General features: G+C 32.1%; 11 protein-coding genes. 7 read left to right on the top strand and 4 right to left on the bottom strand.

Annotated elements, in window-relative coordinates; all coding sequences use genetic code 11:
* Positions 1–179 precede the first annotated feature (179 nt).
* The 4 genes from OLM54_RS01480 (at position 180) to OLM54_RS01465 (ending at position 2,918) form a co-directional block, all read left to right on the top strand.
* Positions 180–578 (top strand): T9SS type A sorting domain-containing protein, encoded by a 399-nt coding sequence (locus OLM54_RS01480; RefSeq protein ID WP_264536845.1) that lies wholly within the window; start codon positions 180–182, stop codon positions 576–578.
* 444 nt (positions 579–1,022) lie between these two features.
* Positions 1,023–1,418: a T9SS type A sorting domain-containing protein gene (locus OLM54_RS01475; protein ID WP_264536844.1), complete on the top strand. Its 396-nt coding sequence runs from the start codon at positions 1,023–1,025 to the stop codon at positions 1,416–1,418.
* A gap of 343 nt (positions 1,419–1,761) precedes the next feature.
* Positions 1,762–2,166, top strand: a complete 405-nt coding sequence (locus OLM54_RS01470; RefSeq protein ID WP_264536843.1) for a T9SS type A sorting domain-containing protein — start codon at positions 1,762–1,764, stop codon at positions 2,164–2,166.
* Between the two features lie 359 nt (positions 2,167–2,525).
* Positions 2,526–2,918 (top strand): secretion protein, encoded by a 393-nt coding sequence (locus OLM54_RS01465; protein WP_264536842.1) that lies wholly within the window; start codon positions 2,526–2,528, stop codon positions 2,916–2,918.
* A 79-nt stretch (positions 2,919–2,997) separates the two neighbouring features.
* On the opposite strand, the gene OLM54_RS01460 is transcribed toward OLM54_RS01465, so the two are convergent.
* Positions 2,998–3,411 (bottom strand): helix-turn-helix domain-containing protein, encoded by a 414-nt coding sequence (locus OLM54_RS01460; RefSeq protein WP_264536841.1) that lies wholly within the window; start codon positions 3,409–3,411, stop codon positions 2,998–3,000.
* Positions 3,412–3,620: 209 nt separating this feature from the next.
* Here OLM54_RS01460 and OLM54_RS01455 point away from each other — a divergent pair, with 209 nt between their 5' ends.
* Positions 3,621–3,935: a hypothetical protein gene (locus OLM54_RS01455; RefSeq protein WP_264536840.1), complete on the top strand. Its 315-nt coding sequence runs from the start codon at positions 3,621–3,623 to the stop codon at positions 3,933–3,935.
* Positions 3,936–4,428: 493 nt separating this feature from the next.
* On the opposite strand, the gene OLM54_RS01450 is transcribed toward OLM54_RS01455, so the two are convergent.
* From OLM54_RS01450 to OLM54_RS01440, 3 genes are all read right to left on the bottom strand, one after another.
* Positions 4,429–4,827, bottom strand: a complete 399-nt coding sequence (locus OLM54_RS01450; RefSeq protein ID WP_264536839.1) for a hypothetical protein — start codon at positions 4,825–4,827, stop codon at positions 4,429–4,431.
* A 13-nt stretch (positions 4,828–4,840) separates the two neighbouring features.
* The gene (locus tag OLM54_RS01445; RefSeq protein WP_264536838.1) at positions 4,841–6,190 is read right to left on the bottom strand and encodes a hypothetical protein; all 1,350 of its coding nucleotides are present in this window, start codon (positions 6,188–6,190) and stop codon (positions 4,841–4,843) included.
* Between the two features lie 174 nt (positions 6,191–6,364).
* Positions 6,365–9,805, bottom strand: coding sequence for a methylmalonyl-CoA mutase family protein (locus tag OLM54_RS01440; RefSeq protein WP_264536837.1), 3,441 nt, complete (start codon positions 9,803–9,805; stop codon positions 6,365–6,367).
* Positions 9,806–10,121: 316 nt separating this feature from the next.
* Here OLM54_RS01440 and OLM54_RS01435 point away from each other — a divergent pair, with 316 nt between their 5' ends.
* Together OLM54_RS01435 and OLM54_RS01430 are read left to right on the top strand one after the other, a co-directional pair.
* On the top strand, positions 10,122–11,720 hold the full coding sequence (locus tag OLM54_RS01435; protein ID WP_264536836.1) for a L,D-transpeptidase family protein: 1,599 nt from the start codon (positions 10,122–10,124) through the stop codon (positions 11,718–11,720).
* A 277-nt stretch (positions 11,721–11,997) separates the two neighbouring features.
* Positions 11,998–12,375: a hypothetical protein gene (locus OLM54_RS01430; protein ID WP_264536835.1), complete on the top strand. Its 378-nt coding sequence runs from the start codon at positions 11,998–12,000 to the stop codon at positions 12,373–12,375.
* The last annotated feature ends 85 nt before the right edge of the window (positions 12,376–12,460 follow it).

Genomic DNA, 12,460 nt, shown 5'->3' with positions numbered 1-12,460 from the left:
TTTGAAAAATAATAGCTGAATTAACAAAAACACCTAAAATAATTCAAATTTTAACCTATAACGGTTTCGTAAATGAGAATATAGCATAGAAATTGGAAAATATAGTTGTGCTAAAACTTGTAATACTAAAGTAATTTTACATCAGAGAAATGAACTAATAATTTAAAGAAAGATATATAATGAAAAAGATTTTAAAATTAAGTTTAGTATGCGCAGTGCTTTTATCAGGAATGAGTACTTATGCAATTGATGGAAATGAGGATTTTAACCTTCATGTATTGAAAAATGGAAAAGTAATAACTTTTGGTTTAAACCAATTGCAAAAAGCTAATTTGGCTATATACGATCAGGACGGAAATTTATTCTACTCTGAAAATGCTTCAGGTAAAAATGGAATTTTAAGAACTTTTAGCTTACAGGATTTCCCTGACGGAGTTTACTTTTTAGAAGTTGAAGACAATTCTAAAAAAGTGAGATACGAAATTAACGTTAATGATAATGTTACAACTTTATCAGCAAAAGCAATTTCTTCAGTTTATAAATCAGCAGATAAAAATACAAGCGTAGCAATACGCTAAAAGAGTTTATACTTTCACAGTATAAAAATGAGGTTAGATAGTTAGTAAAGTAAAAAACAGTATTGTTTTAAAACAGGTCTTTGTGGTTATTGACCTGTTTTTTTTATGCCTTTTTTTTAGTCACTAAGGCACTAAGTTTTTTTACGCAAAGTTCGCAAAGTTTAAAATTAAGCTTTGCGAACTTTGCGTTTTTCCTTTGTACTCTTTGTGGTTAGATTTTGTAAGAAATCGATATAAATTTACATTATCTTAACCCGCTGAAAACATTGAAATATAATAACCATATTGGTTAAAACGATAAAAATAATTCAAATTTTAACCTATAACGGTTTCGTAAATGAGAATACAGCATCGAAATTGGAAAATAGAGTTGTGCTGATATTTGTAATACTAAAGTAATTTTACATCAGAGAATTAGAACAATTAATTTAAAAAACTAATACTATGAAAAATTTAAAATTAAGTTTAGTATGTGCAGTACTTCTTTCAGGAATGAGTACTTATGCAATTGATGGAAATGCAGATTTTAACCTTCATGTGTTAAAAAATGGAAAATTAATAACGTTTGGTCTTAATCAGGTTCAAAAAGCAAACTTAGCTATATATGATCAGGACGGAAACCAATTCTACTCTGAAACTGCTTCCGGTAAAGACGGAATTTTAAGAACTTTTAGTTTACAGGATTTTCCTGATGGAACTTATTTCTTAGAAGTTGAAGACAATGTAAAAAAAGTGAGATATGAAATTGTTGTAAACAATCAAATTACCACTTTATCTTCAAAAGCTGTTTCTGCAGTTTATAAATCATCAGATAAAAATACAAGCGTAGCAATTCGCTAAAAAAGTTTATACTATACATACAGTATAAAATGAGGTTAGATAGTTAGTAAAGTAAAAACGTGATTGTTTTGAAAACAGGTCTTTGTGGTTATTGACCTGTTTTTTTATGCCTTTTTTTTTGTAAGAAATAAAGATGAATTTACATTATCTTAATTCACACAAAACATTGAAAAATAATAACCATATTAACAAAAATGATAAATATAATTCAAACTTTAACCTATAACGGTTTCGTAAATGAGAATACAGCATCGAAATCAGCAAATGGAGTTGTGAGAAAAAAAGAGAAACATAAGTAATTTAGCATCAGAGAATTAGAACAATTAATCTAAAAACTAATGCCATGAAAAAGACTTTAAAATTGAGTTTAGTATGCGCAGTACTTTTCACAGGAAGTACGTATGCAATTGACGGGAATGGAGATTTTAATCTTCATGTATTAAAAGCTAACGGAAAGCTAATTACATTTGCTCTTAACAGAGTACAAAAAGCAAACTTAGCAATTTACGACACAGATGGTACTCTTATTTATTCTGAAACCGCATCTGGTAAAGATGGAATTTTGAGAACTTTTAGTTTAGAAGAGTTTCCGGAAGGGAAATACTTTTTAGAGGTTGAAAACGGCGAAAAAATGGTTAGACATGAAATTATTATTAATGACGGAATTTCTGTTTTATCATCAAAAGCAATTTCATCGGTTTACAAATCAGGTATTTCTGTCAAAAACAGCAGTGTAGCTGTACGCTAAAATTTTGTACGACCAGGTATAAAATAAGTTTAAATAATTAGAGAAATTATTGTTATAAAGACAGCTCATTGTGGTTACTGAGCTGTTTTTTTATGCCTTGATTTTAATAAAAATGTGTACTGTTAACTTTTTTGGAAAATTATTCTTAATAAATGAATATAGGTGTTTAGAATTGTTAATAAAAAAATTTAATGCAAAACATCCAAGAGCCCAACAAATACGTACATAGTTCAAACAAAGTACCGAAAGAGTTCCAATTCAGCAACTTATGTATTGAAAAAATAGATTTTTTTGCACAAAATTCAATTTGTATTTGTAGTTTTACCGCATCCACGATTAATAATAAAAATTTAAAAAACATGACAAAATTTACCAAATTGGCCCTAGTTGTAGCCATCTTTTTAACAACTATCTTTACTTATGCAATTGATGGAAAAGGGGATTATATCTTGTATATAAAAACCGGAAACGGAAAAGTAGTTAGCTTTACTTTAAACACCGTTGAGAAATCAAATTTTTCAATTTTAGACGAAAACAATACTTTGTTGTACGCAGGAGTTCCATCTTCTGATGAAGACAATTTAGAGATTTCAAAAACTTTAAGTTTAGAGGCTTATCCAGCCGGAACTTACTATTTGCAATTGAATCAAAATGGTAAAGTAGTAAAACACAAGATTACAGTTTCAACAAAAAAGGTAAAAACAGTAGTGTTAGACGAATCAGTAAACGAAAGTCCTGCTTTTCGTCGTTAATCGTTGTTTGCCTCAAATTTAAAAGCATCGGCCGCGGCTGATGCTTTTTTATTTTTATGAATATCTAGTTTAGAGAATATTACTTTTCCTTTAGTAATTTTTCTAAATATTCATTTTTATCCTTTTCGGCTTGAAGCAAACGTTCGTAAAGTCTTTTATTTTCTTCTACGGCTTCCATCAATTTATCTAACGGATTGAAAGTGCAATGATTATTATTACCAAAATGGCTATCATTTACAGTTTCATTAAAAGTATTAAAATAATTAATCATACCTTCTTCTGAAAAATTCTTAATCGCTTCTACGGTTACACCAAGTGCTTTTGCAACTTCTACAAGTCTTTCTTCTTCTATGGTTTCGCTATTTTCTATAGCCGAAATTGTTTGCTGGCTTATTCCTAAAGCTTGCGCCAAAGCTTCCTGTTTCATATCACGAAGTTCACGAATACGGCTGATCTTGCGCCCTATATGATTTGATTTTGTTAGTGTGCTCATAATTCAAAGATAATAATTAAGTGTGAGAAACTTCAACTGGTAAAAAACTTATTTTGACTGTTCACATACCAGCAAAAACGGTTTGGTACGATACAATCTATTTCTTTCTTCGCCGAGTCAAACAAAAGTACGATTTTTCTTTCTATATAAAATTATAAAAGTCAAATTGTAAAGTGCTTAATAAGATACAAATTAAAAATATACGCCTCATGGAAACTAATGAAACTGAAACTTTAGCAAGACTTAAAAGATTAACCGCTCAATATCTTACAACTCTAAAACCAACAAATAAAGCAAACTCTCATACGGTTCAATTTAAGGTTGTAAATTACTTAGAACTGGGCTGCGTTATTACGGATATGCTCAAATTGTGCATTTTGGCACTAGACAACGATATGCATAAAATTGAAGAGATGAAACACGAATCTATAAACGTGAGTCTTATTTTAGAAACTGTTGTACAAATGTTTCCTTTAAATGAATTTGAGTTTTTGAGTTATGTTGGGGAGATTGTTGAAGAATAATTTTTTCTGTTTTTTGCTGGTACAAGCTAATGGATTTTGATTATATAATTTCTTGTCATGGACGGATTAAAATCCATCCCTACAATATGATTGATTATTGCTAAAGATGGATTAAAATCCATTCCTACAATATGTTTTGTTCCTCTGGAACTCTTTATAAAGTTTCATTAAAATAACCGCAATATTGTTGTTATGCTGACGCAAGTATCTTGCTCATGCAATATTTTGGGTTCTTATGCTGGCGCGAGCATCTTGCTCGTGCATTACTTCGGGTTCACGAGCGTGACGCTCGCGCTAGCGGGGAGAAATGGTTGGTGAAGATTTATAAATCAAACCGTGACCATCTGTCACGGTTTGATTTATTTTTTCAGTTGACTACAAAATGAAGTCATCTGCTGGCGCGAGCGTCCCGCTCGTGCATTACTTTGGGTTCACGAGCGGGACGCTAGCGCTAGCGGGAGATCGCTTCAGCTGGGGAGCAAAATATTATCTGTTATTCAATTTCAAAACTTGAATATACTTGAATATATTCCTTTTTACCATGTACCTTTTTAACCAAAACTATGGCGTAATCTTTAAAGTATTCCCAAAGACCATAATCATCCAACTTTCGCTTTTTATTTTTATCATAAAACCTGGAAGAACGCACGAATTTTTCAAGGCAGATTTCTTTTGATTTTACACTTTGGTTCTCTAACACTTTCACCTCAACAAAGTGAAAAGTACCATCCATATAATTACTACCGTCTTTTATATAAAAATGATTTGGTATTTCAACATATGTCTTAATATATTTATTATCGTAGGTAAAAAAGAGCGTATCTTTTGTTTTTTCCTGAGCCTTTATAAAGATTGAAAATAAAGACAGTAAAATAAGAATAACTGTTTTCATAGTGTAACTTTTTTTAGTTATAATTGGCGCAAGGAACCGTTTTACTTAGCATAGGTACTCTCTTTGCAAGTGTCTCTATTGCTGCTTTTTTATCTGCAGGTAAATCTGTCCAAGCTTTTACATTGGCATCTTTTAAGCCTCCCCATGCAAGAGCTTCATAAAATGCATCACTCGGCTCTTCTCCATAATACTGAGTGTATTTGTTATAATCATCAATAAGAGTACTTTTATGGAATTTTTTTAAAGCTTCTTTCATGCCATTAAGATATAATGTTGCAATTGTACTGTGTTGATTTTTGTAAGCTTCATATGTTGTTTTGAAATTTAAACTCTCTTCATCTTTTCCTGGTTTTGTTCCAAGTTTTCTAAAAATGTCAGCATGTACATATTCGTGTAAAATTGTTCTTGCAACATCAAGTGTCGAATTTATCTCTGCTTTGGAAGTACTAATCTCTATGGTTATCAAATTACCAACCGGCGGTATTGTCTTTCCATTTATTTCTTGAGTAACACCATTCTTAGTAACTGTAACTTTGTCTTTGGAAACAATCGAAATATCGAATTTTGAATTTCCCTGAAATTTAGCTAATAAATTTTGCACAAAGGAATCTCCATTTTTGTTTAACAAATCATTAAGGCATTTTGCTTTCCCGGTTAATGCATCAATAATTTTGGCAGGCGTTGGTGTTGTAATACCAGAACCACTTCCTTCCGTATCCCAAGACAAGCCTTGTCCACCTCCTGCATTGCTGGAACCACCGCTTCCCCATATAGCTTCAAACTCAAAATAATTAACATATTTTATACCATGAGTATTACTTTTGACAATTACTTCTTTCAATGCTTCAGCGTCTTGTTTTGAAGTTGCGGATGCTTTTGTATTATTCCTTACAAATTGGCTTACAATAATCCCATTCTCCGCTCTGTAACCATTTAAAAAAGATCCTTCAAGAGAATATATAAATATTTTTCCTGAAAAACTTCCTTTAACAGAATTCTCGTCAGGATACATACTAAAAATAACACTTTTAATTTCGTTATCAATTTTTACTAACAAAATCCTATCATTTTCAAGATCGTTATTCGTTTCAAAAGGAATTATAGTTAATAACTGATCACTTCCATTTATTTTTTCTTGTACAATTTGATCATATTGAAGATCATCCGATCTTTTATTTGCTGATTTAGCCAAGGGGCTTCCGTTTGAATTTGCTAAAAAAGATTTTGCTTCATCAATAGTTACAGTCTGAATATTATTTTGTGACTCACGTATTGAAAGTTCATCATTACTGCAATTTGTTGACAACAGCGTAACGCATAGAATCAACACTAATTTTCCTAAATTTTTAAATTTCTGGTTCATTTTTTTGGTTTCAATAGTTAAATCAAAAAATCTCTTACTTTTTGATTTAACTAAACTAGAACACAAAAAAACACCACGAAGCCACGAAAAGCCTAGAGTGTAACACAATAAGACATTAAGCAAAAAAACCTCTCAAAATCTGAGAGGTTTTCCATAAATATAAAACAGTAAAATCTACATATTCCTTCTATACTGCCCACCCACTTCAAACAAAGCCGAAGTAATCTGACCCAAAGAACAAACTTTCGTAGCTTCCATTAAATGGTCGAATAAGTTTTCGTTTTTAATTGCGGCTTCTTGTAGTTTGTTGAGATGCTCGTTTACTTTTGCTTCGTGAAACTGATGTAAGTTCTCCAGCATCGTAATCTGATATTGTTTTTCTTCTTCGGTGGCGCGAATTACTTCTGCCGGAATTACCGTTGGAGAACCTTTTGAACTCAGGAAAGTATTTACACCCACAATTGGGAAATCTCCGTTGTGTTTTAGAGTTTCGTAATACAAACTTTCTTCCTGAATTTTAGAACGTTGGTACATTGTTTCCATTGCTCCAAGAACTCCGCCACGCTCTGTAATTCGGTCAAATTCTAGTAGAACGGCTGCTTCTACCAAATCTGTTAATTCTTCGATTATAAATGAACCTTGAATTGGGTTTTCGTTTTTGGCTAAACCTAATTCTTTATTAATAATCAACTGAATCGCCATTGCTCTGCGCACAGATTCTTCGGTTGGTGTTGTAATCGCTTCATCATAAGCATTTGTGTGCAATGAATTACAGTTGTCGTAAATCGCATACAAAGCCTGCAAAGTGGTTCTAATATCATTAAAATCAATTTCCTGAGCGTGTAACGAACGTCCAGAAGTTTGAATATGATATTTTAGCATTTGTGCTCTTTCGTTGGCTCCGTATTTGTTTTTCATGGCTTTTGCCCAAATTTTACGTGCCACACGACCAATAACAGAATATTCAGGATCTACTCCGTTTGAGAAAAAGAACGATAAGTTTGGTCCAAAATCATTGATGCTCATTCCGCGGCTCAAATAATATTCCACGTAAGTGAAACCATTCGAAAGCGTAAATGCCAATTGCGTAATTGGGTTCGCTCCTGCCTCGGCAATATGATATCCTGAAATAGAAACCGAATAGAAATTACGAACGTTTTTGGTAATAAAATATTCCTGAACGTCGCCCATTAATCGTAAAGCAAATTCTGTAGAAAAAATACAGGTATTTTGTGCCTGATCTTCTTTTAAAATATCCGCCTGAACCGTTCCACGAACTTGCGATAATGTTCTTGCTTTTATTTCATTATAAATTTCCTGAGGCAAAACCTGATCTCCGGTAACACCCAAAAGCATCAATCCTAAACCGTTGTTTCCTTCCGGTAAATCACCTTGATATCTTGGTCGTTCTGTTCCTTTTTCTTTGTATATTTTGTTGATTTTTGTCTCAACTTCTTTTTCTAAATCGTTCTCCTTAATATAATACTCACATTGCTGATCGATTGCCGCGTTCATAAAAAAGCCCAACAACATTGGCGCAGGTCCGTTTATGGTCATACTTACAGATGTTAAAGCGTGCACCAAATCAAAACCTGAATACAGTTTTTTAGCATCATCAAGACAGCAAATCGAAACTCCCGCATTTCCAATTTTTCCGTAAATATCAGGACGAATATCAGGGTCGTTTCCGTACAAAGTTACACTGTCAAAAGCAGTCGAAAGTCGTTTTGCCGGCAATCCCGCGCTTACATAATGAAAACGTTTGTTGGTTCTTTCCGGTCCCCCCTCGCCCGCAAACATTCTTGACGGATCTTCGCCTTCACGTTTAAACGGATATAATCCAGAAGCAAACGGAAATTCTCCAGGAACATTTTCCTGTAAATTCCAACGTAAAATATCACCCCAGGCTTCATATTTAGGCAAAGCAATTTTCGGAATCTGAATGTGTGATAAGCTTTCGGTATGTGTCGCGATTTTAATTTCTTTATCACGAACTTTAAAAGTATAAACCGGATTTTTGTATTTGTTTACTTTTTCATCCCAACTCAGGATAATTTCCCAGTTGTACGGATCTAAGTCCATTTTTACTTTATCAAACTGATTTAGTAAAAGGTTTAAGAATATTCTGTTTTCGTCTAATCCTTCGACTCCGCTCAGGATGACACTGCTGTCGTCAATTCCTGCTTTATTTATTTGCGGAATTTTCCCTGAAACTGATTCGATCGTTTTAAAGATTCCGTATAGTTTTTGTGCTACTTTTTGTTGCGAAAGCGCACTTTCGTCATACGATCTGTTATTCTCTGCAATTTCAGATAAATAACGCGTTCTGTGTGGCGGAATCACAAAGATTTTCTCGCTCATTTCACGCGTGATTTCAAAAGTCGATTTTAGATCTGAATCTGTTTTTTCGACAATTTTATCCATAATCGCTTTATAAAGCGTGTTCATTCCGGGATCATTGAATTGAGAAGCAATTGTTCCGAACACGGGCATATCATCAGGATTTTTATCCCATAAATTATGATTGCGCTGATATTGTTTTTTAACGTCACGAATCGCATCAAGAGCGCCTCTTTTATCGAATTTATTTAAAGCTACTAAATCGGCAAAATCAAGCATATCGATTTTCTCTAATTGAGTCGCTGCTCCAAATTCCGGTGTCATTACATATAAGGATACATCAGAATGATCCATAATTTCCGTATCTGATTGTCCGATTCCTGAAGTTTCAAGAATAATCAAATCGTATTTTGCAGCTTTTAAAACCTGAATTGCTTCGGCAACATATTTAGACAATGCCAAATTTGATTGACGTGTCGCCAATGAACGCATATAAACGCGAGGATTATTAATGGCATTCATTCGGATTCTGTCTCCTAAAAGTGCTCCTCCGGTTTTACGTTTCGAAGGATCGACAGAAATTAATCCGATTGTTTTTTCGGGGAAATCAATTAAGAATCTACGAACTAATTCATCAACCAGAGATGATTTTCCTGCTCCACCTGTTCCCGTAATTCCAAGAACCGGAATTTTAGAATTAGTATTATTAGTATGTATCTGATCAAAAACAGGCTTTGCAATTTCAGGGAAATTCTCGGCTGCCGAAATTAATCTTGCAATTGCAGTTGGAATTTTATTTTCGATATGATCAATTTCTCCGTTTAGTTTATCTCCGATTGGATAATCTGATTGCTCAACCAAATCATTAATCATTCCTTGTAAACCTAAAGAACGTCCATCATCCGGAGAATAAATTCTGGTAATACCATATTCATGTAATTCTGAAATTTCGCTTGGCAAAATTACTCCGCCTCCGCCTCCAAAAATTTTAATATGCCCCGCTCCTTTTTCATGAAGCAAGTCATACATATATTTAAAGTATTCATTGTGCCCGCCTTGATATGATGTCATGGCAATCGCATTTGCATCTTCCTGAATGGCGGTATTCACCACTTCTTCAACGCTTCGATCGTGACCCAAATGAATTACCTCAACTCCTGTTGACTGAATAATACGGCGCATGATATTAATAGCCGCATCGTGTCCGTCAAAAAGAGATGCCGCAGTAACAATTCTTACTTTATTTTTAGGAATATATGGTATTTGTAGTTCCATTTTATGAATATGATAATTTTAAGGGAGCAATTTACAAAATATTTTAATATTTGTTTATCTCTGAAGCTTTATGTTAATAAAAAAACGAAATGATTTTTATTTTTTTTCTTCTACAAGGGTAACAATTTGTTCAACTATCGTATTTATCTTATATAAGTCTTATAAAAATGTTAATAACATGGCAATCTTGAAAGATTTAAGTTTAATACAACAACTTGTTTTTCAGACCACTAAAGTAATTTAGCAATGTAGAAATGCCCCAAATTTTTACTAAAAACTTTTACTATTAAATAGTAACGTAAAAATTTAAATTACAATGAAAACATTTTATCCACTAGCCATAATTATAGTCGTAAGCTTTTTTGCTTTATCATTTAATAAACTTGATAAAAACGGCTTAACAACAAGAACTTTAAGCTCTTACAGTACTTCTAATGATAATGATGTAGTAGATACAGAAGTATTAAATGACTTTTTTAAAAGATATTCTGATCTTAAAAAATATCAAAACGAAGTAACATCTTTATACAAAAACAGATCATACGAAACGATTTGGTATAGCGACAATAAAATTACTGAATTTGGAAAAGTTTTGCATCAAAAAATGAAAGATGCAGATGATCAGGGTTTAGAAGTTAATATTCCGTACAGAGAAGAAATAGAGCAAATTTTTGACAAAAAATCTAAAGAAATTTCTAAATCAGATGCTGATATGTTATTGAGCGCAGCTTATGTTATCTACATGCGTAATGTATATGAAGGTCTTGATGCTGAAACGGTTAAAAAAACCGGCTGGCTTTTACCAAAGAAAAAATTATCTTATGATACTTTATTAGATTCTCTAATGACCAATCCGACTTTGTTAGAAAAAAATAATGTATTGCTTTTTGACCAGTATTATAAATTAGAAGGAGCTTTAAAAAAATACAAACAAATAGAAGCAGACAATAATTGGAAACCAATGACGGTTGCAACTCCTTATAAAGATATAAGACCTGACGAAAAATCGATTACAGTGGCTCAGATTAGAAATAGATTATTTATAATGGGAGATTTAAAAACCGATTCTAAAAGTGATTTCTATGATCGTGAATTGATGGATGGTGTAATGCATTATAAAGTACGAAATGGTTTAAAACCAAATTATATAATTGGTGAAGACCATATTAAAGATTTGAATGAACCAATTGGTGATAAGATTAAAAAAATCATGATCAATATGGAACGTTGCAGATGGATTTCGCCAAAACTCGTAACAGATAATGAATATGTAATGGTTAATATTCCGTCTTTTGAATTGGTTTATGTAAAAAACGGACAAGTTGAACTTGTTTCTAATGTATTTGTTGGTTCGCAATTAACTAAAACATCCATTTTTAACGGAAACATTGACAAAATTGTATTTAGCCCATATTGGACTGTTCCGCAAAGTATTGTTGATAATGAACTGAAATTGAAAATGGCCGCTGATAAAAATTATCTTGCTGATAATAATATGGAAATGGTGAATGGTCAGGTAAGACAAAAACCGGGAGCAAAAAATTCATTGGGATTAGTGAAATTTATTTTCCCAAATCCAGAGGATATTTATATGCACGATACGCCATCAAAAACCTTATTTGATTTTGAAAAAAGAACTTTTAGCCACGGTTGTATTAATGTTCAAAAAGCAAAAGAATTAGCCGTTGCCATGTTGAAAGATTATCCTGAATGGACTCAAAGCAGAATAGATGATGCTATGGCAGGAAAAGAAGAGTCTACATTTAAATTGCCAAATAAAATTCCTATTTACATTACTTATTTTACAACCTGGGTAAACGATGCAGGCGAAATTAGTTTTTATCAGGATGTTTATAACAGAGATAGCGAATTAAATGGTCTTTTATTTCCTACCGCAGAAATGGCAGCAAATTAATAAATTACTTACTTCATATAAATTGAAAAAACGTTATGAAAAGCACATTGCTTTCATAACGTTTTTTTTATTCACATAAAAAAAATCCATAACTTAAAATATAAATCTAACCAAAACGCTTAATCCTGTAATCCATTTACTACATTTAAATTATTATCCAATAAAAATGGCTTAACTTACTTATTACAAACCTTTTAGTGGTTTTAAAATTAATAAAATCGGAGGACATTTGCACCACAATAACAAACACTCACTTTAACCGAAAATTAATTTTATCATGAAAACTAAAAATATTGAAGGATTAACAATGTTCGAAATAAATCAATTAATTCAACAAGGCGGAAGGTTTATTACTTTTCCAATTCTGAGAAAAAAATTTAAAAATACTCCTATTGTATATTTTATTCGTCCCGAAGAAAGCAGTTTCAAATATTCTTTAAATTACTTTTTTCTCAACTTAGTCAGTGGCTGGCGTGCATTTCCATGGGGACCAATTTATGCACTTAAATCTTTATATTATATCATTAAAGGCGGAAAAGATTTTACAGAAACTATACTTGATGATTTACATCAAAATAATCCCGAATACAATCCTAATTTACATTATCTGCAAATTTGTCTGGATTATAATAAAGACGTAAAATTTAGATTTTAATAAAAATAAAATAATTCACATAACTTATATTTTTCTAATTGTTTCATATGAAATGATTAGAAATTAAAATGACTTGTTTCTTTTG

Origin of the sequence: Flavobacterium sp. N1736 (assembly GCF_025947065.1) — a bacterium.
Classification (GTDB): Bacteria; Bacteroidota; Bacteroidia; order Flavobacteriales; family Flavobacteriaceae; genus Flavobacterium.
This window is presented reverse-complemented; position numbering and strand designations above follow the sequence as displayed.